General features: G+C 64.3%; 24 protein-coding genes and 1 pseudogene. 10 read left to right on the top strand and 15 right to left on the bottom strand.

Features of this window, described 5'->3' with window-relative positions; genetic code table 11:
* The first annotated feature begins 270 nt into the window (after nucleotides 1–270).
* The 5 genes from EDD25_RS16740 (at nucleotide 271) to EDD25_RS16720 (ending at nucleotide 7021) form a co-directional block, all read left to right on the top strand.
* Nucleotides 271–2520, top strand: a complete 2250-nt coding sequence (locus EDD25_RS16740; protein WP_134174962.1) for a hypothetical protein — start codon at nucleotides 271–273, stop codon at nucleotides 2518–2520.
* A 324-nt stretch (nucleotides 2521–2844) separates the two neighbouring features.
* A complete protein-coding gene (locus EDD25_RS16735) occupies nucleotides 2845–3342 on the top strand; it encodes a hypothetical protein (RefSeq protein WP_134174960.1) in 498 nt (165 codons plus the stop codon).
* A gap of 11 nt (nucleotides 3343–3353) precedes the next feature.
* Nucleotides 3354–4889, top strand: a complete 1536-nt coding sequence (locus EDD25_RS16730; protein ID WP_208325248.1) for a DDE-type integrase/transposase/recombinase — start codon at nucleotides 3354–3356, stop codon at nucleotides 4887–4889.
* Nucleotides 4886–5698: an ExeA family protein gene (locus tag EDD25_RS16725; RefSeq protein ID WP_134174958.1), complete on the top strand. Its 813-nt coding sequence runs from the start codon at nucleotides 4886–4888 to the stop codon at nucleotides 5696–5698. The genes EDD25_RS16730 and EDD25_RS16725 overlap by 4 nt, the downstream gene beginning before the upstream one ends.
* Before the next feature lie 1125 nt (nucleotides 5699–6823).
* Complete coding sequence (locus tag EDD25_RS16720) at nucleotides 6824–7021, top strand: hypothetical protein (RefSeq protein WP_134174956.1); 198 nt, start codon at nucleotides 6824–6826, stop codon at nucleotides 7019–7021.
* A 796-nt stretch (nucleotides 7022–7817) separates the two neighbouring features.
* Here EDD25_RS16720 and EDD25_RS16715 read toward each other — a convergent pair.
* The 9 genes from EDD25_RS16715 to EDD25_RS16675 form a co-directional block, all read right to left on the bottom strand.
* Nucleotides 7818–9035: an acetyl-CoA C-acetyltransferase gene (locus EDD25_RS16715; protein ID WP_175182972.1), complete on the bottom strand. Its 1218-nt coding sequence runs from the start codon at nucleotides 9033–9035 to the stop codon at nucleotides 7818–7820.
* Entirely contained in the window at nucleotides 9032–9712 is a 681-nt protein-coding gene (locus EDD25_RS16710) for a 3-oxoacid CoA-transferase subunit B (protein ID WP_134174954.1), read from the bottom strand. Before EDD25_RS16710 ends, EDD25_RS16715 begins: the two co-directional genes overlap by 4 nt.
* Nucleotides 9712–10515: a CoA transferase subunit A gene (locus EDD25_RS16705; protein ID WP_134174952.1), complete on the bottom strand. Its 804-nt coding sequence runs from the start codon at nucleotides 10513–10515 to the stop codon at nucleotides 9712–9714. The genes EDD25_RS16710 and EDD25_RS16705 overlap by 1 nt, the downstream gene beginning before the upstream one ends.
* Before the next feature lie 13 nt (nucleotides 10516–10528).
* On the bottom strand, nucleotides 10529–11800 hold the full coding sequence (gene pcaDC / locus EDD25_RS18270; RefSeq protein ID WP_134174950.1) for a bifunctional 3-oxoadipate enol-lactonase/4-carboxymuconolactone decarboxylase PcaDC: 1272 nt from the start codon (nucleotides 11798–11800) through the stop codon (nucleotides 10529–10531).
* A 7-nt stretch (nucleotides 11801–11807) separates the two neighbouring features.
* Nucleotides 11808–13274, bottom strand: coding sequence for a lyase family protein (locus EDD25_RS16695; RefSeq protein WP_134174948.1), 1467 nt, complete (start codon nucleotides 13272–13274; stop codon nucleotides 11808–11810).
* Nucleotides 13267–13845 carry a protocatechuate 3,4-dioxygenase subunit alpha gene (gene pcaG, locus EDD25_RS16690; RefSeq protein ID WP_134174946.1) on the bottom strand — a complete coding sequence of 193 codons (579 nt, stop codon included), beginning with the start codon at nucleotides 13843–13845 and terminating at the stop codon, nucleotides 13267–13269. The genes EDD25_RS16695 and pcaG overlap by 8 nt, the downstream gene beginning before the upstream one ends.
* Nucleotides 13838–14641, bottom strand: coding sequence for a protocatechuate 3,4-dioxygenase subunit beta (pcaH, locus tag EDD25_RS16685; RefSeq protein ID WP_134174944.1), 804 nt, complete (start codon nucleotides 14639–14641; stop codon nucleotides 13838–13840). The genes pcaG and pcaH overlap by 8 nt, the downstream gene beginning before the upstream one ends.
* A 22-nt stretch (nucleotides 14642–14663) precedes the next feature.
* Nucleotides 14664–15845: a 4-hydroxybenzoate 3-monooxygenase gene (locus tag EDD25_RS16680; protein WP_134174942.1), complete on the bottom strand. Its 1182-nt coding sequence runs from the start codon at nucleotides 15843–15845 to the stop codon at nucleotides 14664–14666.
* 102 nt (nucleotides 15846–15947) lie between these two features.
* Nucleotides 15948–16778 (bottom strand): IclR family transcriptional regulator, encoded by an 831-nt coding sequence (locus tag EDD25_RS16675; RefSeq protein WP_134174940.1) that lies wholly within the window; start codon nucleotides 16776–16778, stop codon nucleotides 15948–15950.
* A 197-nt stretch (nucleotides 16779–16975) separates the two neighbouring features.
* On the opposite strand from EDD25_RS16675, the gene EDD25_RS16670 reads away from it, so the two are divergent.
* The 4 genes from EDD25_RS16670 to EDD25_RS16655 are packed head-to-tail and all read left to right on the top strand — an operon-like array spanning nucleotide 16976 to nucleotide 20414.
* Complete coding sequence (locus EDD25_RS16670; RefSeq protein WP_134174938.1) at nucleotides 16976–17938, top strand: ABC transporter substrate-binding protein; 963 nt, start codon at nucleotides 16976–16978, stop codon at nucleotides 17936–17938.
* A 52-nt stretch (nucleotides 17939–17990) separates the two neighbouring features.
* A complete protein-coding gene (locus EDD25_RS16665) occupies nucleotides 17991–18794 on the top strand; it encodes an ABC transporter permease (protein WP_134174937.1) in 804 nt (267 codons plus the stop codon).
* Nucleotides 18791–19564 (top strand): ABC transporter permease, encoded by a 774-nt coding sequence (locus EDD25_RS16660; RefSeq protein WP_134174935.1) that lies wholly within the window; start codon nucleotides 18791–18793, stop codon nucleotides 19562–19564. The genes EDD25_RS16665 and EDD25_RS16660 overlap by 4 nt, the downstream gene beginning before the upstream one ends.
* Nucleotides 19554–20414: an ABC transporter ATP-binding protein gene (locus EDD25_RS16655; RefSeq protein WP_241986254.1), complete on the top strand. Its 861-nt coding sequence runs from the start codon at nucleotides 19554–19556 to the stop codon at nucleotides 20412–20414. The genes EDD25_RS16660 and EDD25_RS16655 overlap by 11 nt, the downstream gene beginning before the upstream one ends.
* Before the next feature lie 68 nt (nucleotides 20415–20482).
* On the opposite strand, the gene EDD25_RS16650 is transcribed toward EDD25_RS16655, so the two are convergent.
* Complete coding sequence (locus EDD25_RS16650) at nucleotides 20483–21232, bottom strand: flavin reductase family protein (RefSeq protein ID WP_338419605.1); 750 nt, start codon at nucleotides 21230–21232, stop codon at nucleotides 20483–20485.
* A 22-nt stretch (nucleotides 21233–21254) separates the two neighbouring features.
* Nucleotides 21255–22100 (bottom strand): annotated as a pseudogene (locus EDD25_RS16645) (Rieske 2Fe-2S domain-containing protein); the annotation flags it as partial.
* A 262-nt stretch (nucleotides 22101–22362) separates the two neighbouring features.
* On the opposite strand from EDD25_RS16645, the gene EDD25_RS16640 reads away from it, so the two are divergent.
* Complete coding sequence (locus EDD25_RS16640; protein WP_166671335.1) at nucleotides 22363–22845, top strand: IS110 family transposase; 483 nt, start codon at nucleotides 22363–22365, stop codon at nucleotides 22843–22845.
* A 95-nt stretch (nucleotides 22846–22940) separates the two neighbouring features.
* Here the strand turns inward: EDD25_RS16640 and EDD25_RS16635 are convergent, their stop codons facing one another.
* From EDD25_RS16635 to EDD25_RS16620, 4 genes are all read right to left on the bottom strand, one after another.
* Nucleotides 22941–24416, bottom strand: coding sequence for an aldehyde dehydrogenase family protein (locus EDD25_RS16635; protein ID WP_198418915.1), 1476 nt, complete (start codon nucleotides 24414–24416; stop codon nucleotides 22941–22943).
* Nucleotides 24413–25060, bottom strand: a complete 648-nt coding sequence (locus EDD25_RS16630; RefSeq protein ID WP_134174929.1) for an HD domain-containing protein — start codon at nucleotides 25058–25060, stop codon at nucleotides 24413–24415. Before EDD25_RS16630 ends, EDD25_RS16635 begins: the two co-directional genes overlap by 4 nt.
* Before the next feature lie 90 nt (nucleotides 25061–25150).
* Nucleotides 25151–26491 carry an NAD(P)/FAD-dependent oxidoreductase gene (locus EDD25_RS16625; protein ID WP_134174927.1) on the bottom strand — a complete coding sequence of 447 codons (1341 nt, stop codon included), beginning with the start codon at nucleotides 26489–26491 and terminating at the stop codon, nucleotides 25151–25153.
* A gap of 2 nt (nucleotides 26492–26493) precedes the next feature.
* Nucleotides 26494–26808, bottom strand: coding sequence for a 2Fe-2S iron-sulfur cluster-binding protein (locus EDD25_RS16620; protein ID WP_134174925.1), 315 nt, complete (start codon nucleotides 26806–26808; stop codon nucleotides 26494–26496).
* Nucleotides 26809–26824: the final 16 nt, after the last annotated feature.

The following is a 26824-nucleotide window of genomic DNA, read 5'->3' as shown; positions in this document are numbered from 1 at the left end:
TGACCAGGCCATGAAGCCACGACTAAAACGATCATCGGTGACAACCCAGCCGTTCGTGAGGTGGCGCACGGCGCGGCTGCGTCACTAGTGCGGAGTCGGTTTCCCTGCTATCTTCCAGCTAGTTCCTCGGCATGAAAGGGAGCAGAGATGGTCTCGGCGCCTAAGTTGAAACCAGTGGTTTTTAGAACCATCTCATTAGTGCTTGGGTCAGCGCTTCTGCTGCTCGGTACGATCTCCGTCTCGGCCGCAAGTAGCGCGCGGTTCGGCTCAGTGGGTGATCTTGAAAACGACCGATTGCGGCAAGCAGTATATGGGGCATCAGCCGATGGACGTGAGATTGCTATCAACGTCGCTGCGGATGACCGGGTCATCGTGACGGTCGATCTTACGGTGCACGCCGACGATGCAATACTGCGTGACGATGTACTCGCGTGGGTGCGGGACTACCCGATGGCGATCGGCGCGGCGACAGGGTATATCGAACTTTCCGGCAACTCGGGCTATCTGGAACTACGGCCGACGCCTTTGATAGTGACTACCGCCACCGATCAGGACCAAGCATCACTCGCATTCCAATGGGTGTCAGAAAATCTGCATGAATTTCGTGTGCCCTTCGTCCTGACCTACAGGCCCCCTTACTCAGCAGAAGCAGATGTACGGTTTGCGCTTGAAGACCAATGGGATCTAACCAGCGCGCGACCGAGAGAGCTCATCGCCGCCCAAACTGCGAAAACAGCCGATGTCGTACCAATCGGTGGCAATCTTGGGGAAAGTGTGAGTTTCAATTTCACTCAGGCTGGCGCACTTTCGGACGTGCAGCCACCCCCTTCAGTCGCAGGCAATTGGTTAGACAGGTACGGATTCGGATCATTGGTCTGGGCCTCTGGCATTTGGATACTCCTCTACGTTTGGCTTTTCAGGAGCAGACGACGCGGTAGTCCGACACCAGAGCACACACCGCAGCCATGGACTCAGATCGGCCCGCTTGTCGCTGCCTTAGGCATCTTCTCCTTGGCTACGCTCTCAGACTACCTAGATCGCGCCTTGAGCGAATGGGGAGACCAGCTGAACGCTTTAGACAGGCCGCGAGACGCTTCGCAGGGCGAGTGGCTCGTCGCGGGCTTTGCTCAGGGCAATTTGTCGACGGTGATGCTGGCTGCGGCTCTCCCATGGATCTGGAGTTTGCTCTTTCCTAGGCGTCCATCGCCACGCTCTTCCTTAAAGTTACCGACAGGAATCACGGTTGCTCTGGTCATCGTCGGCGTAGCTTCGATCTCACTTCTACTTTCGCTACCGGTCAGTCGGACCATGAGTCCATCGACGCTTTTTGAACAGGTTCTACCGTTGTTCGCCATTGGTTTCGCAGCGGTCGCTGTCGGCGGCTCTTTGTTCAGCGGCGCCCTTGGCGGAGCGTTCTCGCTTCTTGGCGGGCTCGCGGCAGCATGCTTAGCGAGCGCTTTCATAGCCTTAACGTCGATCCACAACCTATTCTGGACCGACGTCGCGGCTCACATCGTCGTTGTCGCTGTGATCGCTGGAGCTCTATCAGCCCTGGTGGCTTCCGTTATGCGCATCCTCGACGTCCACAATCGTGCGCTACGTCGCGGGCTGATACTAGCCACCGCGACGGTCGCCATCGCCACGACTGGCCCCCGAATATTTAGCCCAGATAGTCCCGTCGGCGTTAACGACGCGTGGGGAATGACACGCGTCTTCATTGACCCGATCATCATCGCACTCACTGTACTGCTGATCGGGGGAACGTCGGGCGCAGGAAAAGACGTTGGCGTGTGGTTACGACGTGGCCTCGTGTTCGTCGGTGTTGTGCTTTTGTTCCGCACCACAACCTTCATCGGATTACCGATTTCTTTGCTTCTCGGTGCGGTTCTGGCTGGTCTCCTGCTCGTGGTCAAGAACGTCGACGAACGGTGGTTCACGCCGAGCGATGCCAGTATCGGTTCGGGCGTGCGCGAGTTCGCCCGAACCGTTGGCGAGCGTCGAATGAACCGAGACTATGCAGACTCACTTCGAAAATCAATCGCCACCGGCGAGGTCAAAGCGGCTGAACTCGACGCGACAAAATCCGAGATTATGAAGCACCACTACGCTGACCATCTCACCAACGCCGAGGCCATGAGCTGGGGCGGAACGCCTCGTGGCGCCCTTCGCCGCGGGGCCTTCGGTGCAGTTGTAGCAACAGTCGCAGGTCTGCCCTTCGCCCTCGGCCCCTTGAGCTACATTCTCTCGTTGGCGGACGATGCAAATGGGCCGTGGGTCCTGACGAGTGGCCTAGCGTCAATCATCGGTCTTCGGTTTCCGATCTACGGTTTTGCCTTCGGCTTTCTGTTCCCTGTGATCCGAGGCGCGCGCGGAATAAGCAAAGCAGTCCTCACGGCAACAGTTCTACTAGCGACCGAATCCATCGTGATCCTCATACCGTTCGTCTGGACTTCGGAGCTGCTGTTGTACGTCTCCCGGGATGACGACGTAGGCGTCTTCCCCGGTGACGATGGGTTTTAGCGCGCCGGGATTTGGTATCTGCTCGTCGGCGGCGTCAGGCTGACGATGTCCGGATAGACGAATGGCCCGGCGTGCGATCTTTGCGGATCACGCCGGGCCGTTCTGACGCGTAAGGCCGCGCTGATGCTCACGGTAAGTCATGATTCTGTTGTTGTCGAGTTGGACCTGCGGGTCGGGCGCGTAGCGTGCCCTGATTGTGGTGGCCGGTTGCGCCCGTGGGGGTGGGCGAGGGACCGCGTCATTCGGGACGGCCTCGGCACGGATTGGGCGGGCCGCAGGCTCCGGCCGCGCCGTTCCCGGTGCACGGCATGCCAGGGCACGCATGTGCTCCTCGAGGTGCGGTTGGCCGCGCGGCGGGCCGATACGGCTGAGGTGATCGCGGCAGCGATCGAGGCGAAGGCAGCGCTGGGCTGGGGCCACCGGAAGATTGCCGCGGGCTGCGGAAGACCGGTCTCGACGGTCCGCGGCTGGCTACGCGCGTTCGCCGTGTCGGCCGCTTCGATCGGGGACAGGTTCACGGGTTTGTTGGTGCGGGATGCGCCGGACGCTGTCGTGCTCTGGCCCAAGCCTGCTGGCACGGCCCGGGGTGAGGCGTTGTCGGCGCTGATGGCGTATGCCGCGGGACTGGGGCGCCGGTTTGCCGCGACCGTCGCGGTGACGTGGATCCAGGCCGGGATCGCCACGACGAACGGACGCTTGTTTTGCTCGAGCTGGTGGGCTGCGGGTCCCAACACCAATCGGCCCTTACGCAAAGGCGTGGTCGGCGGGAAAGGTGGCAGGAGCGCCGGCCATATCCCTGTGATCGGCGTGTTCACTGTTTGAGAGGACTCTTCATGCCCGCAATCCCACCGGCACGCCTGCCGATCGTTCCGCCGGCGGTGCCGCGGGTTTCCCCGGCGCGCCCGGCCGTGTCTTTGCTCGTGCCGCCGCCAGCAGGGTCACCGTCGGAAACGGCAGTGCGCCGCGACCGGACGGAGAAGATCGCCCTGTTCCGGTATCAGCTGATCCGCGCTGCCGCCGATGCCGCGGTCACCACGCGTCAGCGCGGTCCGATGGTCAGGGACCTCGCGGCTTTGGTGCATCCGGGTCCGTTCGGCGGCACGGTGACGGTCTCCAAAGACACCATTGATCGGTGGATTCGGGCTTGGCGGGCCGGCGGGTTCGACGCGTTGAAACCTCGCGGCCGCGCCCAGGGCGCCGTGACGCCGGCGCAGATCCTGTCCTTGGCCGCGACCCTGAAACGGGAGCGGCCCGCCCGCACCTCAGCGCAGGTGCGGCGCATCATGATCGACACCCTCGGCGACGCGCCGAGCGAGTCGACGTTGCTGCGGCACTTCCGCACGCTGGAACTCCCGACCGGCGTCCGCGAGGTGTTTGGCCGGTTCGAGGCGGATTACCCCAACGAAATGTGGGTCGGTGACGGCCTCCACGGGCCCCGGATCAACGGGCGGAAAACGTATCTGTTCGCGTTCCTCGACGACCACACCCGCGTGGTGACGGCAGGCCGGTGGGCCTACGCCGAAGACTCCGTCCGCCTCACGGCGGCCCTCCGGCCGGCGTTGGAAGCGCGCGGTATCCCGGGCACGATTTACGTCGATAACGGCTCGGCTTTTGTTGACGAGTCCCTCGCTCGGACCTGCGCGCGCCTCGGAATCCGGTTGACGCATTCGAAGCCGTATCGTCCGCAGGGCCGCGGGAAGATCGAACGGTTCTTCAACACCGTCAACTCGCAATTCCTCACCGAGATCACCACCGTCGACACCGCGACCGGCGAGGTCGATGCCGGGGTGGGCAGCATGGTGACGTCGCTGGATGAGTTGAATGCGTTGTTCACGTCGTGGGTGGAGATGGTTTACCACCAGGCCGTCCACTCCACGACGGGGCAAACCCCGCTGCAACGCTGGGATGCCAGCTGGGCAGGACGACGCCCGGTGCGGAAAGAGAAGACCGTCATCGCGGAGGCATTCCGCTGGTCGACGATCCGCACGGTGACGAAGTCCGCGACGGTGTCGTTGCAGTCCAACACCTACCAAGTCGATCAGCTCCTCGTCGGCAAACGGGTGGAACTGGTTTATGACCCCTTCGACCTCGCCGGGCTGATCACCGTCTCGGCCGGCAACGGCGTCCCGGCGGGCATAGCCGTGCTCAGCGAAATTCGCCGGCACGTGCATAAGAAGGCCGCGTCCGCCGCGGCCGACAGCATCGAGACCGGCGCGAAAAACGCCGCCTCCGGCATCGACTACCTCCGCCTGGTCGAGACCCGCCATAAGGGCACGATGGCTGGCGAGCCAATCAGTTTCGTCAAAGCGTCCACCGCGACGGCCCGCAAGGTCGTCTTCGTGCCGACCGTTTCGGAGGTGACCCGATGAGTATCGACACGTTGCAATCGCACTACGGCTTCACCCGCATGCCCTTCGCCCGGGACATTCCACCGCAAGCCCTGCACCCGCACCCCTCGCACCGGGAAGCGATCGCCCGCATCGATTGGTGTGTCAGTCAGCGTCAGCTCGGGGTGATCAGTGGTGAAGTCGGCGCCGGGAAAACCGTCGCTGTTCGCGCTGCTCTCGCCGGGCTAGAACCCTCCCGGCATCAGGTGATCTACATCCCAGACCCGACGATCACGATGCGCGGCATCCACACCCGCATCGTCACCGCGCTCGGCGGAACCCCGGCGTTCTTCTCCGGAGTGCTCGCCTCGCAAACCGCGACGCTGCTCGCCGGGGAACTCGACGAACGCGCCCGCCTGCCCGTGGTCGTGATCGATGAAGCGCACCTGCTCACCAACACCGACCTCGAAGCGCTCCGCATGCTCACCAACAGCGACATGGACACGGGGTCGCACTTCGCAATGCTCCTCATCGGCCAGCCCACACTCCGCCGCCGGCTGAAACTCGCGGTGCTCTCGGCGCTGGATCAACGCATCTCCACGCGTTACACAATCACCGGGATGGGCGCCGGCGACACGACGGATTACATCCGGCAACACCTCAAGTTCGCGGGGCGGTCAGACCCGCTCTTCTCCGACGACGCGATCCATGCCATCCACCTCGCCTCGCGGGGCTATCCGCGGGCGGTGAACAACCTCGCCGTCGCCGCGCTGATCGCGACCTACGCCGCCGACAAGGCGATCGTCGACCTGGCCGCGGCGCAATCGGCGATCACCGAGAACAGCGAGTGACCCCGCGTCGCGAGTGACGACCACCACGTCAACATGACGATGAAAGCCCCGCCGGAATCCACCGGCGGGGCTTTTTTACACCCGGACATCGTCACCGAAGATGACGCCGCCATCGTCAAATAACGCGACGGGCGACAGCTGCAAGGGATTCTGCTTTTGCGGCTCCTTCAGGTACTAATCGTATTCATCGCCCTCGGATTCGCATTCGATGTGCGCTCCTTGCGATCGGCTGGCCTAGGCCTCGATCGCGTAGGGGACATCTACAGCGTCAATAGATTCGTGGTTTGGGGCTCCGGCCTCGCTGTCGCAGCTGGCGCCGCGTTCGCTACGACGCTGCTCTCGACAGCGGCGGCCGCCCTCTTGAAGATGATCACGGGCACCGTACCGTAGTCATCGATAGAGGGACACGGTAGCTGTCAAGGTGATTGTCTCGTCGGAGGTTGGCGCGGAGAGTGTCGCCACTACAGTCCTATTCCGGACGATCGGGTGTTCCCGGGGAAACCCCATCCCAACGATAGGGCCGAATCCATAGTCGAGAGCTGGTGCGTCACCACATCCACTGTCTGCTCCCAGGGCGACAAGAGCGCGGTGGTGTCGGTTGCGGTCGCCGCATGCTTTTCGGACGCGACTGCCATCCCGTCAAGGCAGATGAATCCAGCGGGAGTTTAGGCAGCTAATTCGACATCGGTTGGTGGCTCCTCCAACTCGGCGGTCGTGGTCTCCATGGGTTTGTTGATCCAGGTCGTGCCCGGCAGGGCGAGGATCTTGGGATCGGTGGTGGTGGAGAACCGGTGCGCACTTTCGTGGGCGGACTTTGTCGATAACCACCATCACGCCCCTACCGGAATCGGTCAGAACACGCGCAAGCCCTCCTCAAGAACGCCGTCTCCGCACGGCTCGCCCGGGCTCGCCTTGCAGGGAATCGTTCATGGAACAGGGCGAGGGCCGTTCAGAAACCGGTGGATCCAAAGTTTCACCGCGATATCGCGGTCAAGCTCACCGCCGACGTGGTTCGTCGGCAGGTGTTGACTGTGCCGAGGAACGCGAGTAGGCGCTCACGCGAGGCTCCTCGCTCTTTCAGCGTTGCTCTGTCAGCGTGTGGCAGCGCAGGTATAAGATCCGGCCATGACAAACGTCGACGAATATCGCCGCCTTCGCGACGACATGCCCGAAAGCCTCGCAATCACACGCAAGCTACTCGACACCCTGCTTCTGGCACCCGATGCCGGAACGAAAGTCGACCTGGAATACTTTGCAGTCGCGATGATATCTAGCACTCTTGCACTTGAGAAACGCCTCGTCGCCCTCGAGACCGCGCGCTGAATTCTGGCGCAGGCGTCCGTACCTGATGGTGAGCAGACCATTCATCAACAGCAATCCTGAATGCCTTCGGCGCTGCGTTCACGCCCTCGGCGTTCTGCTCATCGCGTACCGTCAAGCGTCCTGTCCGCGTTCGAGGCCCGGCAGTGGGAAAATTTTCATACCGCGGTGAGGCACAGCGACCATTTTCTCGCCGACGGGTTCCGCGACACCTTGGACTGGGACGCGTACATGACCGACCCGCTCACCGAGTCAACTCGAAATCCAGCACGCTCAATCTGAGCACGGAGACCATCCATCGCGACGTTGCGGGCTTGGTGGGCCACCACCGCGAAAAGCGCTGGTCACAGCAAATAATTTACGTAGGGCGGCTAGGACTCGAACCCAGGACCGACGGCTTGCGACGATCCCTTTTCGATCTGTCTGCCCAGGCGCCGAAAACCTCGACTAATCTGAATCTGACCGGGGGTTCTTTGTGAGATCTGCTCTCATTCTATCGAAACACCTCGACCTACATCGGCCAGTCTCGACTCAATAAACGGTGAATAAACGTGCGTGCATCAAGTTTTCACGTGTGGGCCCCGAGCCCATCGGCCCCATCCCGGGCCAGTCCTCGCTCCTTGGCCAAGCTCATCCATTCCTTCGCGGCCACCGTCTCCCGTGTGAGCTCAGTTTTCGGTATTTTGGCCGCTGCCTCAAGTATCGTCTTCACGGCAGCTATCCCGCCAGGCCGACGTCCAGAGTGTCTTGCCAGCCTGGCATCTCAGCCTCAGGGGGCCGATCGATTCGAGTCAATCACCTAGGCACGCTCGAAGATCGCCGCGAGGCCCTGTCCGCCGCCGATGCACATGGTTTCGAGCAGGTATCGGCCTTCCGTGCGCTGCAGGTGGCGACTGGCGGTGGCGAGGATGCGGGCGCCGGTCGCACCGACCGGGTGACCGAGCGAGATGCCGGAGCCGTTGACGTTGGTGCGTTCCCAGTCAGCTTCGGTGAAGTTCCATTCCCGGGAGACGGCGAGCACCTGCGCGGCGAAGGCCTCGTTGAGTTCGATCAGGTCGATGTCGGCGAGGGTGAGTCCGGCCCGCTCGAGCGCGAGCTTCGTGGCCGGCACTGGCCCGAGGCCCATGCACGAGGGTTCGACGCCGGCCCGCGCCCACGACGCGAGGCGCACCACCGGGGTCAGGCCGAGCTCGGCGGCGCGCTCCGGGGTCGTAACAATGCAGGCGGCTGCCGCGTCATTCTGCCCGCTCGCGTTGCCGGCGGTTACGGTAGCGGCGGCATCCCCTTTGCCCATGATCGGTTGCAAGCCGGCGAGGGCGTCCAGCGTGGTTTCGCGCGGGGTCTCGTCGACGGAGACGACCACGGGCCCCTTGCGGCCGGGCACGGTGATCGGCACGATCTCATCGAGAAAGCGTCCGTCGACGACGGCGGCGAGGGCGCGGCGCTGGGATTCGACGGCGAGTTCGTCTTGTTCGACCCGGTCGAGCGAGTAGTCGCGGCGCAGGTTCTCGGCGGTTTCGAGCATGCCACCGGGCACCGGGTAGTGCCGACCTCCTGCGGTTTCGCGGCCTCGGCCGAGGGCATCCCGCAGCAGCATGCCGGCGGTTCCGGCGATACCCCAGCGGGAGTCAACGGTATAGAACGGTGCCTGGCTCATCACATCGACCCCGCCCGCGATGGCCACATCACTCACGCCAGTCTGCACCTGCATGGCGGCGTCGAGCACCGCCTGCAGCCCGCTACCGCACCGACGATCAACCTGCACCCCGCCCACGGTCACTGGCAGGCCGGCGTTGAGGGCGGCGACCCGAGCAACCGGGGCCGCCTCGGCGGTCGGATAGGCCTGTCCGAAAATAACGTCATCGACGAGGGCGCCATCGAGGCCGGTGCGTTCGATCAGCGCGGCGATGACCGCGGCCGCCAGATCCGCGGGGGCGACCGTCTTGAATGCGCCGCCAAACCGGCCGATCGGAGTGCGCAACGGTTCGCAGATCACCACTTCGCGCAGCGCGGTCATGCGGCGTCTCCGTCACGGATCAGGGTTCGAATGGTTGTCGGGGGTTCCGGTACCAGCAGAACAGCTTCGGTCGCGCCCTGAACCTCCCCGACGGTGACGCCCGGAGCCAGCTCGCGCAACACGAGACCCTCTACGGTGACATCGATGACGGCGAGGTCGGTGATGATCCGGGTGACGACGCTTTTACCGGTCAGCGGCAGGTCGCAGACTGTCTTGATCTTGAAGTCGCCGGTTTTTGTCACGTGCTCCATGACCACGATCACGGTGTCGGCGCCGTGCACGAGGTCCATCGCTCCGCCCATGCCCTTGATCATCTTGCCGGGCACAGCCCAGTTCGCGATGTCGCCGGCGACCGAAACCTGCATCGCTCCGAGCACGGCCACATCAATGAGCCCGCCCCGAATCATGCCGAAGCTTTGCGCCGAGTCGAAGTACGCCGCCCCCGGATTCACGGTGACGGTCTCCTTACCCGCATTGATGAGCTTGGGATCTTCCTCACCCTCCCACGGGTAGGGCCCGACACCGAGCACGCCATTCTCGGAGTGCAACACGACGTGCACTCCCACCGGTAAAAAGTTGGGGATGAGCGTAGGCAGGCCTATTCCCAGATTGACATACGAATCGGGGGCGAGCTCCTGAGCGGCGCGGGCCGCCATCTCGTTGCGGGTGAGTGCCATTAGTTCGCTCCGGTTTCGCTAGCGGATGCCGCCGAACGCGGCCGCGTCGTCATCTTCTCGATAGGCAGGTCGGCGGCATCCGCTGCCCCCAACTGCACTATGCGATTCACATAAATACCAGCGAGGTGCACCTCATCGGGATCGATCTGCCCCGGCTCCACCAGTTCGTCCACCTCGGCGATGGTGATGCGGCCAGCCATGCCGGCAACCGGGTTGAAGTTGCGGGCCGACTTCTCAAACACAAGGTTGCCGTGCCAGTCACCCTTGGCCGCGCGCACCAGGGCATAGTCGGTGACGATCGCTTCTTCAAGCACGTACTCCTTCTCGCTGCCGAGCGAGGAGAACAACCGTGTCTGCTTGGGTGGCGATGACACCGTCACCTCACCGTTCGGCCCATATCGCCAGGGCAACCCACCCTCGGCAACCATCGTGCCGACACCGCTCGCTGTGAAAAACGCTGGAATACCGGTTCCTCCGGCACGCAAACGTTCGGCGAGGGTGCCCTGCGGGGTCAGCTCGACCTCGAGCTCGCCGCCCAGGTAGCGGCGTGCGAAGTCCTTGTTCTCGCCGATGTACGAAGCGATCACCCGGCTGATGCGGCCCTCGCGCAGCAGCTCGCCGAGGCCCCAGCCGTCGACGCCGCAGTTGTTCGAGGCGACGTGCAGGTCGGTGCTACCGAGTGCGAGCAGCGCGCGAATGAGCACGATCGGAACGCCGACCAGGCCGAAGCCGCCCACGGCAAGCGAGGCGCCGTCGGGAATGTCGGCAACGGCGGCCGCGGCGGAGGGGTAGGTCTTGTCCATGGTGCTTGATCCTTTAGCTGGGCCGAATGGCGGTGTCGGCGGATGAATCGTCGGAGGTGTCGTCGGTAGCATCAACGTCGGCAGCAGCCGCCGCGTCGAGCCCGGCGAAGGTCGCGCGGGCCACGGCGAACGCGGTGTTGGCGGCCGGCACGCCCGCGTAGATCGCGGTGTGCAGAATCGCCTCGCTGATCTCGGCGCGGGTCAGCCCGTTGGTCAGGGCAGCCCGCACGTGCATGGCCAGTTCGCCCTCGTGCCCGCCTGTGACGAGCGCCGCAATGGTCAGAAAGCTGCGGGTGCGCCGGTCAAGGCCCGGCCGGGTCCAGATCTCGCCCCACGCGTAGCGGGTGATGAAATCCTGAAACACCGCGGTCTCTGGGGTGATCGCGGCGGTGGCCGCATCAACATGCTTGTCGCCGAGTACCGCGCGGCGCACGAGCATGCCGTCGTCATATGCGGATGCCGCGGTACGGCCCGCCCACAGCGGCTCAGCCATGCCGCGAGTAGCGACCTCCGCCAACCACTCCCCCAGCAACGTGCTGACCTCAGCCGGGCGCTCGAGCGAGGGCTGATGCGCCGCGCCCGCCACCACGGTGGCCCGCGCGCCGGGGATGGCCGCGGCTAGATCCTGCATCTGCGCGGTTGGCGTCACGGTGTCGAACTCGCCCGAGACGCACAAAACGGGCGTGCGGATTTCGCTGACGGCATCCGTTTGGTCGAAGACCGCGAGCGCCTCGCAGGCGAGCGCGTAGGATTCGTCGTCGATGTCCAGCAGCTGGTCGAGCGCGTGCGAGCCGGCTTTCGGGTCGCGGCCAAGAAAGTCTGGTGCGAACCAGCGGGCGGCGCTGCCGGCAATGAGCGAGGGGGTGCCGCTCGCGCGCACTGCGGCCGCGCGGTCGGTCCAAGCCTGAGCGGTGCCGATTTTTGCGCCGGAGCAGAGCACTGCCAGGCTCTCCAGTCGCCCGGGGTGGGCCACGGCGAGGGCGAGGCCGACGGCACCGCCGAACGAGGTTCCGGCGTAGTGAAAGGTGTCGACCTGAATGGAGTCGACCAGTTCGATGACGGCGTCGGTGATCTCCTCGAGCGTGAAGGACTCGGCGGCGCGCGGGCTGAAGCCGTGCCCGGGAAGGTTGAAGCGGAGCACCCGGTGGTTCGCTGCGAGCGCGGGTACTACCCCGGCCCACACGTCAATCGTGGTCCCGAGGGAGGGTCCCAGCACGATGAGCGGCGCGTTGGCGTCGCCGTTCGTGGCTGGCTCGATGGTGCAGAGGATGACGGGCTGGCTCATGAGGTCCTCACAGGGTGTTCGCGTACGCAGTGGCGGAGAGTGTGCCGGCACGGGCTCGTTGCCGAAAGCTGTGCACGACGCGGTCGATGCCGACTGCCGACTGGCCAGGCTGGTCCTCATAGTTGAATGCCGCCCAGATCTGGGCGCGCAGGGCGTCGGAACAGCCCTCGGCGATGAGAATGCTCGCGAGCACGACCTGAAGCGGCCGATTGGTCACGAACGCCTCATGCGAGGCGCGTTCCACCAGTGCGAACGCGGTGGTCTTGCCGACGGTCTCGGCCAGGATCGTGGTCACCCGCTCGCTGAACACGAGTCCGGCGGTGAGGTCGAGGTTGGCGAGCATCCGATCCGAGTCGACCACGAGGCGGGCGGCGAGCGACGCGGCGCCGGTAACGGCCGAAATCGTGAGTCGTTCGAGCACCCGCAGCGACTGCCATTCGGCATGCCATGCCCCGCTGGGACGCTGGTCTTCGGCCAGCATGCTGCCATAGAGGGTGGATGCAAGACCCGGCGTCTGCAGTGCCGCTGCGGTGATCAGCACGGCCGATACCGGGTTGCGTTTGTGCGGCATCGCTGAGGATCCACCTTGGCCGGGAGCGAGGCGTTCGCTGACCTCGGCGATTTCGGTGCGGGAGAGCACCGATACGTCGAGGGCGAAGGTGCCCGCGACTCCGGTCGCGGCGGCGAGCACGGAGGCAAGCTCGGAGATGACGACGCGGTTGGTGTGCCAGCTCAGGCGCGGCACGACGAGGCCGACGTGGTGGGCGAAGCGGGTGACGACCGTATCGAGCACGTCGGCGGCGACCGCGTCGCTGCGCCTGGCCCGGGCGATTTCGGTGAGAACGGCGAGGGTGCCGACCGCTCCTCCGAGTTGCACCGGCAGGGTGTCCCGAATGACGTCGAGTCGGGTGACGATCAGCAGCACGGCGTCGAGCCAGCCGGCCGCCACGAACCCGAAGCTCGTCGGCGACGCCTGCTGGCCGAGGGTGCGGCCGCTCATCACCGTGCCGCGGTGTTCGTCGGCGAGGTCGGCGAGGGTCGCGCCGAGGGAGTCGAGCTGGCGGATGAGTTCGCAGGTCACCCGGTGCGCCACGATCATCGCTGCCGTGTCGAGAATATCCTGGCTGGTCGCACCGACGTGAATATGGTCGGACGCCCCGGCGCGCACCTTCTCGGCCGCGCGGCCGAGGTGTTTCACGAACGGAATTACCGGGTTGCCGCCGCCCCGCGCCTCGAGCGCGATGGCGCCGAGGTCGAACTGGCTCGCGTCGGCGAGGCGGTCACAGACCGCGCTCATCCACTCCGGGGCGAGGCCCGCATCGACGAGCGCACGCGTGAGGGCGAGCTCGGCATCGACCATCGCCTGCAGCCATGCCTGGTCGCTCGTGAGAACGGATTCGCGGGTGCCGTGGCTGAGCGGGTTGAGCAGCCCCGCATCAAAGGTGTGCCCGTCCGCTTCAGGCCGGTCAGGCATCGAAGTCCAAGAAGACGGTCTCGTTCTCGCCCTGCACGCGAATGTCGAAGCGGTAGGACTCGGCTCCCCCGACGAACCCCTCAGAGACGGCGATGAGCGTGTTCCGGCGGTCGGCGGGTACCGCGCTAAGCACGGCGTCGGTCGCGTGCAGCTCGGAATCCTCCGCGAAGTAGGCGCGAGTGAACAGGTGGTGAGTGACTCCGCGGGCGAACACGGTCACCAGAATGTACGGCGCCGCTGTGCCGGCGGCCCCGGGCTTGAGGGTCGTGAAGGTGTAGTGGCCGGCGATCGTGGTGGCGCAACGGCCGAAGCCGGTAAAGGTGAAACCGTCACGATCGAGGCTGCCGAGCTCACGGCTAAGCGCTCCACTCTCGTCGGCCTGCCAGACCTCCAGCAAAGCGTCGAGAATTGGCTCCCCGGCACCGTCGGTGACGGTGCCGTGAAAACGGATGGCGCGGGGATGGTGCCCGGGAACCAGTTCCGGCCCGCCCGCATAGGGCAGAGCGAAGCCGTAAAACGGACCAACCGTCTGCGACGGTGTCTGCAGGGCCGGGGCGGTGTGGTCACTCATCAGCATCTTCGCTTTCCATCCAGGTTGACTTGGGGCCCGTGAGCACGATATCCCAGCGATAGCCGAGCGAGAACTCGGGCACGCTCAGACTGTGGTCGTACTGCCCGACAAGCCGGGCGCGGGCATCCGCATCGGCAATGGACTGGTAAATCGGGTCGAGCGCGAACAGCGGGTCGCCGGGAAAGTACATCTGGGTGATCAGCCGCTGGGTGAACGCGGTACCGAACAACGAAAAGTGGATGTGCGCGGGTCGCCACGCATTCACGTGGTTCTTCCACGGATAGGGCCCTGGCTTGATCGTGGTGAAGGAGTACTCACCGTTGTCACCGGTGATGACGCGGCCGACTCCCGTGAAGTTGGGGTCGAGCGGTGCCGGGTGCTGGTCGCGTTTGTGCACGTAGCGACCACCGGCGTTGGCCTGCCACAGTTCGATCAACTGGTGCCGCACCGGGCGGCCCTCGCCATCGAGTACGCGACCGCTCACGGTCATGCGTTCGCCGATCGGCTCGCCAGCGTGCTGGATGGTGAGATCGCTCTCGAGAACATTGACGTCGGTGTGGCCGAAGGCGGGCGAGACCCGTTCGACTTCTTCCGGGTCGACGCGCACGAGCTCGTGGGTGGGATGGCGCAGCAGAGAACTGCGGTACGGGGCGTAGTCGCGGCGAGGTTGCAGCTCGGGTGAGCCGCCGGCGCGGACGCGCGCCGCGGCATCCGCCGCGATCTCTTCGATCTCAGCGGTGATCTCGTTCTGGCTCGCCGCGCCGGTGCCGGGGCGAAGGCTGGGTGTCTGGCTCATGATTTCTCGTGTCTGTCGGGGTCTAGAGCAGGAGGCCGGTGTACTGCTCGGCCAGCATGCGCTGGGCGAGCGGCGAGTGGGTGACGTAGTCGAGCTGGCCGAGCTGACTGCGGTAGTCGAAGGCGCCGGACTGCAGGTCGCCGGAGCTCGTGTGCAGCATCTCGGTCATCCAGCGGGAGAATTGCTGCACCCGCCACTGCCGGGCCAGCGCGGTCTCGCTGTAGCGACCGAGCAACGTCTCATCGTTCGCGTAGAACGCGGTCAGTGCCTCTGCAAGCTGGGTGACGTCGGAGATGGCTGAGTTGAGGCCTTTAGCGCCGGTGGGCGGCACGATGTGTCCGGCGTCGCCGACCAGAAACAGGTTGCCGTAGGCGAGGCGAGAGGCGACGAAGCTGCGCATCGGGGTGATCGATTTGTCGGTGATCGGGCCTTCGTTCAGGGTCCAGCCCGGCGTGCCGAGCCGAGTCTGCAGCGCCTCCCAGATACGGGAATCCGACCAGTTCTCAACGTCGTCGGCCGGATCGACCTGCAGGTAGAGGCGGGAGACCACGGGCGAGCGCATCGAGAGCATCGCGAAGCCGTCTTGGTGCAAGGCATAGACAAGCTCGTCAGAGGACGGTGCCACGTCGGCGAGGATTCCCAGCCAGGCGTAGGGGTAACTGCGGTCGAACAAGGTGATCTCTTCAGTAGGGATCGAGGAGCGGCAGATGCCGTGAAAGCCGTCGGCACCCACGACGAAGTCGGCGTCGATGGTGTGTTTTTCGCCGCCATGCACGAAGGTCACGCTCGGGTTCTTGCTGGTGAGGCCGTCGACGGCGACGGCGGACGCTTCGTAGTAGATGGTCGAGCCGGCCTCTGCATGCGCGGAAACGAGGTCTTTCACGACTTCCTGTTGCCCGTACACGGTGACCGTGCGGCCGATCAACTCGTTGAAGTTCACGTTGTGGCGCTCGCCCCCGTACTGCAAAAAGATTCCGTCGTGCTGCAGCCCCTCGGATGCAAGGCGATCACCCAGCCCGAGGCGGGTCAGGGTCTCAACCGAGCCCTGTTCGAGAACGCCGGCGCGGATACGACCCAGCACGTACTCCTGCGAGCGGTTTTCGACGACGATTGAGTCGATGCCGGCGTCACGCAGGGCCCAGCTCAGGAGGAGACCGGCGGGACCGGCACCAATAATGGCGACGCGGGTGGTTTCGTGGGGCACAAGTTCTCCTAGCGACGATGACAGGGGGCGATGTGATCAGTGTGGGGGGACGGTCGGGTGCGCAGGACAAGAATTCCATTCAGTGAAATTCTTGATACTTTGTCATGTCTTGGCTGGCTGCTGGGCACGCCGGTAGCCGAGCGCCCGGCTGATTCCTTGGGCCGCCACGCGGACGGCCTGCTCCTGCTCGGTGTCGACGGTGTCGGTGGTACGGGTCACGATTGACACGGCGGCAACGACTTGGCCGGTGCGGTCGCGAATCGGCGCGGCAATCGAGCTCGAGCCGGTCGTCATCTCCTCCGACATGCGGGCCACGCCGAGGAGACGAATCTCGGCGAGCCGCTTGCGCACGGCTTCCGGCTCGGTAACCGTTCGCGGTAGAAATCGTTGCAGGTTTGTCGCGAGATACTCCTGCACGACGTCGGAGGGGGCGTAGGCCAACAGCACGAGGCCGACCCCGGTGGAGTGCAGCGGCAGGCGCGCGCCGACTCGCGAGATCAGCCGCACGGCATGGTGACCCGAGAGTTTCTCCAGGTACAGGGCGTCACGCCCGTCGAGAATCGCGAGGTGCACGTGCTCGCGCGTGGTCTCATAGAGGTCTTCAAGATAGGGCAGCGCGATGGTGCGCAGATTGCGGGCGGTCGGCGTTTGCACGCCGAGCTCCCACAGTTTCATGCCGAGGGAGTACTGGCCGTTGTCATGCTTAGTCAGACCGCCCCAGCTCACCCACTCCCCGACCAGTCTGTGCGTGGTCGAAAGCGGCAAGCCGGCCCGTTGGGCAATCGCCGTCAGGGTCAGGGTGAGGGAGGTCGCCCCGGCGGGCGCAGCGAAGGCGTCGAGAATGGCGAAGAGGCGTGCCGCGACGGAACGATCGTCAACGCTTGGGGCTGGTTGCCCGGCCGCCGCCGTCTTTTGTGCTGGTTTTCCACTCATTACTCGACAGGTTACCGCCAACCCAGTCAAACTTCCACTGAACGGAAGCACCTTCTTATCCCGGGAGTCTGCTAACTAGTCTGCAAACAGATCCGATGAGTCCTTTTCAACTATTGATGTTGTTAACAACTCCGGTTCGAAGCGCTCACGGCTCAACCACAGCAGCACTATCCGCACCGAAAACACAATGGAGTGAAATGAAGAAAATGCTCATGATCGGATTTGCCGCGGCATCCGTCATCGCCCTCAGCGCCTGCTCCGCCGGCTCCGACACCGCGGCCCCGGCCGGCAGCGACGGCCTCACTCCGGTCACGGTCGGTGTTATTCCGATCGCTGACACCGCTCCCCTCTACCTGGGTCTCGAGCAGGGCTTCTTCGAAGACGAGGGGCTCGACCTCTCCATCGAAACCGCCACCGGCGGCGCCGCCATCGTGCCCGCTGTCGTCAGTGGCGACTATCAGTTTGGGTTCAGCAACCTGATTTCGCTTATGGTCGCCAACGATAAAGGCTTGCCGCTTAAGGTCGTCAACGCGGCCGTCGCCTCCACCGGTGATGTGACAAAGGACTTCGGCGCTGTCATCGTCAAGGGCGACTCGCCGGCCCAGACCCTCGCTGACCTCGACGGCAAGACGGTCTCGGGCAACAGCCTGAACAACATCGTCGACACGGTCATGCGCAGCTCGATCGATCGACTTGGTGGCGACTCGTCCTCGATCTCCTTCGTCGAGGTTCCATTCCCGGACGCCAGTGCGGCCGTCGAAAACGGTCAGGTCGATGCAGCATTCGTCGTTGAGCCCTTCGTCACCGCCGCAATCGAGAGCGGCCAGCGCGTCATCTCGTACGGTTACGCCGACTTCAACGTGAACCTCGACGTTGCCGCGTATTTCTCCTCGGCTGACACCGTGGCCAACGATCCCGAGCTCGTAACCAAGTTTCAGACCGCAATGACCAAGTCGCTGGAATACGCGCAGGCCAATCCCGACGCCGTGCGGGACATCATCGCTACCTACACGAAGACCCCGGCGGACGTACTCGCGAAGATTGTGCTTCCAAAGTTCCCGACCGAGTTCAACGTGGATGCCGTCACCGCCCTCGGCGAAGCGGCGCTCAAGTACGGCGTGGTCGAGACCGCGCCCGACATGAGCACCTTCCTGCCGTAAATCACAACACCCTGTCGTAACCGCACCGACCACGAGGAAGTGGCTTGCCAGTATGAGAAAGCAACGCAACGCTGCTGCCGGACCTAAGGCGAAAGCCTTGGGCCTGGGCATCAGCGGAATTATCCTGTTCTTCCTGATCTGGGAAGCGACTCCCCGCCTCGGCCTGGTCAGCGACCGCTACCTGCCACCGGCGAGCGAAGTACTGTTGCGCCTGGGCCAATACGTCACCGAGGTGGCGTTCTGGAACGATGTCGCCGACACCATGACGAGCTGGGCGCTCGGGCTGTTCATCGCCACCGTCGCCGCGATCGTCGCGGGACTCATCATCGGCTCCAGCCGGTTCCTGCGCCGCGCCACGCACACCACGATCGAGTTCCTGCGGCCGATTCCCTCGGTCGCGCTGATTCCACTCGCCGTGCTCATCTTCGGCACCAGCATCGAGTCCACCCTGTTGCTCGTGGTCTATGCCTCGTTCTGGCAGGTGCTGCTGCAACTGCTCTACGGCATCGCCGATGTGGATGCTGTCGCCAACGACACCGCCAAAAGTTACGGTCTCGGCCGGCTGGCCCGGGTGCGATACGTGATCTGGCCGACCGCCCTGCCCTACCTGATGACCGGCCTGCGATTGGCTGCGGCCGTCGCCCTGATCTTGGCCATCACCGCCGAACTCATCATCGGCACGCCGGGGCTCGGCAAGCAGATCGCCCTGACCCAGTCCGGCGGTGCCATCTCCTCGATGTACGCCCTCGTGCTGGCGACCGGCATGATCGGTGTGCTCATCAACCTTGCCGCCCGCATCGTTGAAAAGCGCGTGCTGTCCTGGCATCCCTCCGTGAGAGGAGAGGTCGTCCTATGAGTTCCCTCAAACGTGTCGCTTATTTCTTCGGCCTGCCCATACTGCTCATCGTTCTCTGGTGGGCCCTCTCCTTCGGTTCCACAAACTTCTTCGTGCCCAAGCCCATTGAACTCGCCCAGACCCTCTGGACCACCTGGATCGGTGACCGCTTCGTCGAGGACGTTCTGCCGAGCCTCGGCCGCCTCGCCGTCGGCCTGGTCTTCGCCATCGGCCTCGGTATCGTATTCGGCCTGCTCATCGGTTCCACCCGCTGGCTACGCAACCTGCTCGAACCGCTGCTCGAATTCTTCCGCGCCATCCCGCCGCCCGTGCTCGTTCCGCTGCTCATGCTGCTCATCGGCGTCAACGACAGCATGAAGGTCGCCGTCATCATCTCCGGCGCCATCTGGCCCGTACTGCTCAACACCGTCGAAGGCGTGCGCGCCGTTGACTCGGTCCTCAACGACAGCTGCCGCAGCTACGGCATTCGTGGCCTTGCGCGCATCCGCTACTTCGTGCTCCCCGCCGTCACACCACAGATCATGGCCGGCGTGCGCCAGTCACTGTCCATCGGCCTGATCCTCATGGTCATCAGCGAAATGTTCGCCTCGTCCTCGGGCCTCGGGTTCACCATCGTGCAGTTCCAACGCAACTTCGCCATACCCGAGATGTGGAGCGGCATCGTCGTACTCGGCCTGATCGGCCTGGGCCTGGCCCTCATCTTCCAATTCGTCGAACGACGGGTACTGCACTGGTACCACGGTCTGAAGGAGATCACTCATGACAGTTAGCGAGACCACCATGAACGAGCCCGTCAAAAGCGTGCCAATGCTCTCAGTGCGCGGACTGCAGAAGATCTATAAAGTGCCCGCCGGAGACGTCGAGGCCGTACGCGACCTCACCTTCGACCTCGCCGAGGGCGAACTCGTCTGCCTCGTCGGTCCCTCGGGGTCGGGCAAAACCACCCTGCTCAAGTGCATCTCCGGCCTGATGGAACAGACCAGCGGCACCGTCGAACTGGCCGGCGCCAAAGTCACCGGCCCGCCCAAATCGATGGCTGTCGTTTTCCAGGAATACGGTCGCAGCTTGTTTCCTTGGATGACCGTGCGGGCCAACGTTGAGCTCCCACTGAAGAACCAGAAGGTTCCCAAGGCCGAACGCACCGCGCTCGTCGACGCCGCCCTTAAATCGGTCGGACTCGACCACGTGCCCAAGAGCTACCCCTGGCAGCTGTCCGGCGGCATGCAGCAGCGCGTCGCCATCGCCCGCGCCGTGGCCTATCGCCCACAGGTGCTGCTCATGGATGAACCCTTCGCGGCCGTCGACGCGCAGACCCGCGCCGACCTCGAAGACCTCATCCGCACGATCTGGAAGCAGCTCGGCGTGACGATCCTGTTCGTCACCCACGACATCGACGAATCGGTCTACCTCGGTGAGCGCGTCATCGTGCTGTCGAGCTCACCGACCGTCGTTCAGGAAGACCTCAAGATCGACCTTCCCGAGGAACGCGACCAGCTCAACACCCGCGCGCTGCCGCGCTTCATGGAACTGCGCTCGCACGTCTACGCCGAAATCCAGCGCGCCAAGGCCGGCCCGGTCACCGAGCAGATCACCGCGCAGCGCGAAACCACCCGCAAATAACTGAACATAATTGCAAGAAGCGGCTGCCCCGGCGACTTCGCCGGGGCATCCGCTTTTCTCGTCTGGGTCTAGGAGACGGCGATCGTGACGATCGCGGGGCCATCATGCGCGGCATCCACTTCGAGTCCGGTGGGTGAAGTGACCGCGCGGGAGACACAACAGCACATTTTCTCCGTCGCGTACTGCTGGCGTTCGCTGTAGAACACGTCGCGGTGGTCGATGGCGCCCTCAAGCGCGAGCACCTTCACCTCGCACAGCCCGTATTCTCCCTTGCGGCAGTCGAACATCATCTTGACACTAGCGTCTTCGAGGGCTTCGAGCATGGAACGGCCCGCGGGTACGCGCGCTTCGACGCCGAGGCGCGGCACCCGCACGATGAACTCCTCCGGGTCGCACCAGCCGCTGTTGCCGAAGGTTTCAAACCGAAGATTGGGGCTGTTGAGTTCCCGGTCGCGCCAGGCGCGGCGCACGGCGTCCATCAGGCGGATCGGCCCGCACATGTACAGTTCGGCGTTCGGATCGATGCTGCCGACGAGGTCAGCCACCGACAACGCGGTACCCTCGTCGTTAATGTGCACCTGGAGGTTGCCGCCGTGCAGCGTGAGCAGTTCAGGGAGGTAAGCCATGCGCTTGCGGCTACGCGCCGCGTAGACGAGCGTATATTTCGCCCCCAGATTCTTGAGCACCCTGGCCATGTTGACAATCGCCGTCACGCCAATGCCGCCGGTCAGCAGCACGCTGATCGCGATGCGCGAGCCATCGTCGCTGGATTCGACAACGGAGTACGAACGTTTATGCCGCTCCCCGTCGATGGTCACGAACAGGTCAAGGTGCGACCCCAGCTCGGCTCGTTTCGGGAGCGATGGTGTTCATCACGTAGCCGTTGACGCCCTGGCTGCGGTCACCCTCCGGCGCGCCGGTGCCGGCCTTGGCCACGCCCACGTCGATGTTGATGGTCGAGGGCGCTTCAAAGTGGATGATTTGCCACCGGTAGACCTTGCCGGTGAACCCCGGAAATTTATCGCGCATGTTCTTCAGCCAGAAAGGCGGGGCATCGATGTTGTGCATCCAACGCGAGACCGTGACGGTCTTGTCGTCGTGAGTGACCTCGAAGTCGGATTCGCTCAGCTCCGCCTGACCGATGCTCGAACCGTGAACGAATTCCTCGTGGGTGAGGTCCATAAGGTTGTCGAGAACCAGCTGATAGTTGCAGGTGCCCGGAATGCTCAGGCCGTCGCCGGCCCACTCGGGGTCATCCAACTGATGCATATCCGGAATGGTGTCAGGGTCAGCGAGCGTCGCGTCGCCGAGCCAGACCCAGAGGTACCGGTAGCGCTCGACGACCGGGTAAGAGGGCACGGTCGCGCTCGGGTTGATGGTCTCCTGGGCCGGCATCGACACGCAGCGTCCAGCCGAGTTGTAGACGATGCCGTGGTACGGGCACTGGATCTCGTCTTTGGTGAGCACCTTGCCCATCGACAACGGCGCAAGGCGGTGCCAACAGGCATCAGCGAGCGCGACGGGACGGCCGTCTTCGGTGCGATAGATGGCGAGCGGCTGGTCGGCGACCGTGCGGGAGATCAGCTTGCGGGTGACCTCGTGGTCCCACGCGGCGACGTACCAGGTATTCAGGGGGCAGTTGAGTACTTTGTTCGTGGTGGAACTCTTGGTCTGGATAATCGTCATTGAATCCTCCGTCAAGCTAACTATTTCTATAGATAGTTTGCGCAGGATCAGACTATCTATGCTGGTAGTCACTTACAGGACCGAGGAGAAAACACCGTGAGCCTTCGATATGCCCTGATAGACGATATGAGTGTCCGCTCGTTTTTTGGGCTGGGGCCTCGATTCAAATAGACGTGGGTTGCCAACCGGTGGAAAGTGGACCTAAGCACAGGTGACCCTGTCCACGGGGTGACCTATCCACAGTTGAATTTGGAGGCCCCAGTTGATTACATATCGTAGTTTCGTTGGGCTGGATGTGCACGCCCGAACAATCGTTGGTTGCGCCATTGACGGCCGCGCCGGCGAGATCATCCATCGAAAGTTCAGTGCTGACCTGGTCGAGGTTCTGGGCTGGGTGAGATCGTTGCCGGGTCCGCAGACGGTCGCGTATGAGGCCGGTCCGACGGGTTTCGGATTGGCTCGTTTGTTCGTCGTTGCGGGGATTGACTGTCTGGTCGCGGCGCCGTCGAAGTTGCAGCGGCCCACGGGTGACCGGGTCAAAACTGATGCTCGGGACGCGTTCCAGTTGGCTCGGCTGCTGCACGTGGGCGACATCACCGTCGTGCATGTCCCCACGGTCGAGGAAGAAGCCGCACGGGACTTGGTGCGGTCAAGGGAAGATACCCGGCAGGATTTGATGAGTGCACGGATGCCGCGGCTCCGCCAGCAAGCTGACCTGCGCCAGGGACGGCAACCGGGTCGCTGACCGCATCCATGACGCCCGTTCGACTGGTAGGCCGGGGGATGCGCCTAACGGAGCACGCCGGCGCCCAACGCCCCAGCGGGTCGGTGCAGAGAGACTCAGGAGCGGATGCGGCGATGCACCGACTGCGGGCTGAGATAGGCTCGCAGACCCTCCGGTCCGAACTCCGCGCCGAGACCCGAATCGTGGCGGCCCGCAAACGGCGCCGCATGGTTGGAGGCGAAAAAGTTCAGCCCGAGCGATCCTGTACCCAGCCGGGGCGCCAGGGCCAGCGCCGCGTCCTCATCGTCCGAGAAAATCGTGCCGCCGAGTCCGAATGTGGTGTTGTTCGCGATCGACACCGCTTCATCGAGCCCCGAATAGCGCAGGATCGACAGTACCGGCCCGAAGATCTCCTCCTGGGCAATGCGCATTCCGGGAGTCACATCGGCAAAGACGGTGGGCTTGACGAAGAACCCCCGGTCGAATCCGGCGTCCACATCGCCCCCGGTCGTCGCTCTGGCGCCCTCGGCCAGGCCCGTCCGAATGTAGCCGCGCACGGTCTGCTCCTGGGCCTTGGTCGCTGCGGGGCCGAACACGGTGCGCGGGTCCATCGGATCACCCTGCCTGGCTTCGGCAATCGTCGCCGTGACCATGTCGACGAGTTCGTCGTAGCGCTCGGCCGGTGCCAGAATTCGGGTGGAGATGTAACAGGTCTGACCGGTGTTGCGCATGCAGGTGCGAATGAGCACACGTGAGAGGGCGTCGAGGTCGGCGTCGGGCAGAACGAGCGCTGACGATTTGCCTCCGAGCTCAAGCGTGACCGGTCGCAGCAGCGTTCCGCAGGCCGCGGCGATCGAACGTCCGACCGGGGTCGAGCCGGTGAAAGCGACCTTGGCTACCCCGGGGTGTTTGACGAGGGCATCGCCGAACGATCCGGGACCGGTCACCACGTTCACGACGCCGGCCGGGATTCCGGCCGCCACGGCAGCATCCACGATGAGGCGGATCGACAGTGGGGTCGGCGATGCAGGTTTGATCACGACGGTGCAGCCCGCCATGAGCGCCGGGGCGAGCTTGGCCACGACGAGGTTGATCGGAAAGTTCCACGGGGCGATGAGAGCGCAGACGCCGATCGGGTCCTGCCGCACCACGGTTTCGCCGGACCCATCGGGGAACGGCCGAATATCGGCCTTCTCCAGTGTCGGCGCGAGTGAGGCGAAGTACCGAAAAATCGACGCGGCATTGGCGGCAGCTTTCGACGTCTCCGCAACCGGCGAGCCGTTCTCGAAGGTATTGGTGTGCGAGAGCGGCTCGGCGCGCTTCTCAATCTCATCGGCCAGACGGAGCAGGTAGCCGGCGCGAACGGAGGGCGCGAGGTCGCGCCATCCACTGCCCGTGAAGGCACGGTTCGCGGCCGCCACGGCCCGGTCGAGGTCGGCGACGGAGGCCTGTGGCACGCTCCCCCAGACCTCCTCGGTCGCCGGGTTGGTGACCAGGGTGCGGCCGGTGCCCGTCGCCGCGTGCCAGGCGCCGTCGATGAAGACGTCGTCGGTGTGGGTATACGGCAGGGTCGCCGTGATCAGGGCGCTCACAGCACGTCAATCTTGAGCAGGGCCTCGGAGCGATCCATCTCGGCGGTGGCCATCGCGAGGGCGGCCGAGGTGATCAGTTCGGGCAGAATCTCCTGTCGCAAGCGATTGCAATAGACGCTGGGCGTCATGGTGAACCAGCCGGAGGCCAGGGCAATGCCCGCCGGGGTGAAGCGCCAGAGCCGGTCTGCATCGCGCACGAGGGAATCCTCGATCGAATGCGACTCGGCGCGAGTGTCGTGCCCGTCAATGATGTCGGTCACCCGGGTGATGAATGCCTCGTCGTAGCCGAGGCCCGGCAGAACCTCGCGGGCGATGTCGCAGCCATATGCCTCGTGTTGATAGCGAATATCGGCCTTGCGCCAGTCCCCGCCGAAGCCCTCAGTGATGATCTTGGTCTCGTCGACTCGCGCCCATCCGGTGTCGTGCAGCAGAATCGTCACCCGCACAACGAGGGCGTCGGCCTCCGGGTATGCCAGGCACAGGCGCTCGGCATAGGCGAAGCTGATCGGTACGTGAATGTTGTTGGCGCGGGTGCGCATCTCGGTGGAGACGGCGGCCCACAGCGGGTCGAGGTCGGTAGCGGATGCCTCGTGCACGTCGATCGGGGAAGTCTCAATGAGTTGGTCGGTCTGCAACAGGGTCATGATCGTCTCTCTAAATGACGTCGGGCTGTGTGAGCTGAATGAGTGGGGGCTGTGTGATGGCGTGGCTGAGCGGATGCCACGGTGCGTCTGTCACGCCGCCGGCGCTGCGAGCACGGGGGTCGGGGCATCCGTCACGAGCTTTTTGAGCGGCATCGTTTCATCTACTGCGGCGTCGGGATCGATCTGCTGCCCCTTGTGCAGGGCACTCCTCACGGCGATGAAGTCGAGCGGACGGTTCACGCAGTCGGCGGCAATGATCTGGCCGCCCCGGTAATACAGCACCGAGAACTTCTCGCTGTCGGGGTCGCCGCGCAGCACAATGCGGTCGTGGCCACCCGAGAGTCCGGCGATCTGCAGCTTGAGGTCGGCCTGGTCGCTCCAGAACCACGGCACCGTGGAGTACTCGGCGGGCAGGCCGAGCAGCGTGGCCGCGGCGATCTTGGCCTGCTCGACCGCGTTCTGCACGCTTTCGAGTCGCAACCGCTCGATGCCGCCGGCGGTGATGGAGGGGTTGGGCAGGTTGGCGCAGTCACCAGCGGCGACCGTGAGGCCATCACTCGTGAGGGCGCCGGAGTTCACGGTAATACCGTTGTCGAGGTCGAGCCCCAGCTGGGCGGCCAGTTCGGTGCGTGGGATGACGCCAACTCCGATGAGCACAACGTCGGCCGGGATAATGCTGCCATCAGCCAATTCCACTCCGGTGACGCGGTCGTGCTCGCCGGTGAAGCGCGCCACCTGGGCGTTCAGCACAACGCGAGTGCCACGTCGGGTGTGGGCGGCCAGGTAGAACGCGCTGGTCTCCTCCGACACGGCCCGGCCCACGAGACGGGGGGCCGCCTCCAACACCGTGACGGTCTTGCCGGCCGCGCGGGCACCGGCGGCGACTTCGAGTCCGATGAAACCGCCGCCCACGACGACCACGTCGGTGGCGGTGAGCAGTCCCTGTTCGAGAAGGGCGGCATCCGTTGCCGTGCGCAGGTAGCTGACCCCTTCGAGCTCACTCCCCTCGAACGGTATCTGGCGCGGCACCGCACCCGTGGTGAGAGCGAGCCGAGCGAAGCCGAAACGACGACCGGATTCGGCGACGGCGACGCCACCGTGGGCGTCACGCTCGATCTCGACGATACGTTCACGGGTGACAAGTTCGATCTGGTGATCGGCATAGAACTCGTGCGTGCGAAAGGTGAGGGAATCGGCCGTGACCTCGCCCTTGAGAAACGCCTTCGATAGCGGCGGCCGCTGGTACGGGGCGTGCGACTCCTCGCCGACCAGCACAATCGGCTCGGTGTCACCGAGGTCACGCAGGCTCGACGCGAGTTGCACGCCGGCCTGGCAGTTGCCAATGATGAGGGTGCCACGGCGCGGCACCCCTGTGTCATTTGACGACGTTGTACTGGTCGATGTTGCACTGGTCGACGCGGGACGGGTCATGGTCACACCTGCGTTTCGGGGGTCAGGACCCGCACGTCGGCATCGCCAACGAGCTTGAGCTGGCAGGAGAGTCGGGAATTGTCTTCCCGGTCAACGGCGGTGCCGTCGAGCATGTCATCTTCGAGGTCTTCCATGGCGGGAAACACGGTGTCAGCGCACACGAAAACGTGACAGGTGGCGCAGGAGAGACTGCCGCCGCATTCAGCGACGATGCCCGCCACGCCATTGCGCACCGCGGTCTCCATGACGGAGTCGCCCGCGAACCCCTCGACGGCCGTTTCGCTGCCGTCAAAGGCTGTGTAGGTTACGGAAGGCATGTCAGGTTTCCTTTCT

It is taken from the genome of Cryobacterium psychrophilum (assembly GCF_004365915.1).
Taxonomy (GTDB): Bacteria; Actinomycetota; Actinomycetes; order Actinomycetales; family Microbacteriaceae; genus Cryobacterium; species Cryobacterium psychrophilum.
The sequence above is the reverse complement of the archived record's forward strand: the minus strand, read 5'-3'. Positions and strand labels throughout refer to the sequence as shown.

Excerpts from the sequence above, each read along its gene's own strand:
- EDD25_RS16695 (WP_134174948.1), bottom strand. The coding sequence starts at position 13,274 with ATGCCTGACCGGCCTGAAGCGGACGGGCACACCTTTGATGCGGGGCTG.
- pcaH (WP_134174944.1), bottom strand. The coding sequence starts at position 14,641 with ATGAGCCAGACACCCAGCCTTCGCCCCGGCACCGGCGCGGCGAGCCAG.
- EDD25_RS16715 (WP_175182972.1), bottom strand. The coding sequence starts at position 9,035 with ATGACCGCGCTGCGCGAAGTGGTGATCTGCGAACCGTTGCGCACTCCG.
- pcaDC (WP_134174950.1), bottom strand. The coding sequence starts at position 11,800 with ATGAGCCAGCCCGTCATCCTCTGCACCATCGAGCCAGCCACGAACGGC.
- EDD25_RS16620 (WP_134174925.1), bottom strand. The coding sequence starts at position 26,808 with ATGCCTTCCGTAACCTACACAGCCTTTGACGGCAGCGAAACGGCCGTC.
- EDD25_RS16675 (WP_134174940.1), bottom strand. The coding sequence starts at position 16,778 with ATGAGTGGAAAACCAGCACAAAAGACGGCGGCGGCCGGGCAACCAGCC.
- EDD25_RS16625 (WP_134174927.1), bottom strand. The coding sequence starts at position 26,491 with ATGACCCGTCCCGCGTCGACCAGTGCAACATCGACCAGTACAACGTCG.
- EDD25_RS16630 (WP_134174929.1), bottom strand. The coding sequence starts at position 25,060 with ATGACCCTGTTGCAGACCGACCAACTCATTGAGACTTCCCCGATCGAC.
- EDD25_RS16655 (WP_241986254.1), top strand. The coding sequence starts at position 19,554 with ATGACAGTTAGCGAGACCACCATGAACGAGCCCGTCAAAAGCGTGCCA.
- EDD25_RS16660 (WP_134174935.1), top strand. The coding sequence starts at position 18,791 with ATGAGTTCCCTCAAACGTGTCGCTTATTTCTTCGGCCTGCCCATACTG.
- pcaG (WP_134174946.1), bottom strand. The coding sequence starts at position 13,845 with ATGAGTGACCACACCGCCCCGGCCCTGCAGACACCGTCGCAGACGGTT.
- EDD25_RS16725 (WP_134174958.1), top strand. The coding sequence starts at position 4,886 with ATGAGTATCGACACGTTGCAATCGCACTACGGCTTCACCCGCATGCCC.
- EDD25_RS16705 (WP_134174952.1), bottom strand. The coding sequence starts at position 10,515 with ATGGACAAGACCTACCCCTCCGCCGCGGCCGCCGTTGCCGACATTCCC.
- EDD25_RS16670 (WP_134174938.1), top strand. The coding sequence starts at position 16,976 with ATGAAGAAAATGCTCATGATCGGATTTGCCGCGGCATCCGTCATCGCC.
- EDD25_RS16665 (WP_134174937.1), top strand. The coding sequence starts at position 17,991 with ATGAGAAAGCAACGCAACGCTGCTGCCGGACCTAAGGCGAAAGCCTTG.
- EDD25_RS16730 (WP_208325248.1), top strand. The coding sequence starts at position 3,354 with ATGCCCGCAATCCCACCGGCACGCCTGCCGATCGTTCCGCCGGCGGTG.
- EDD25_RS16710 (WP_134174954.1), bottom strand. The coding sequence starts at position 9,712 with ATGGCACTCACCCGCAACGAGATGGCGGCCCGCGCCGCTCAGGAGCTC.
- EDD25_RS16720 (WP_134174956.1), top strand. The coding sequence starts at position 6,824 with ATGACAAACGTCGACGAATATCGCCGCCTTCGCGACGACATGCCCGAA.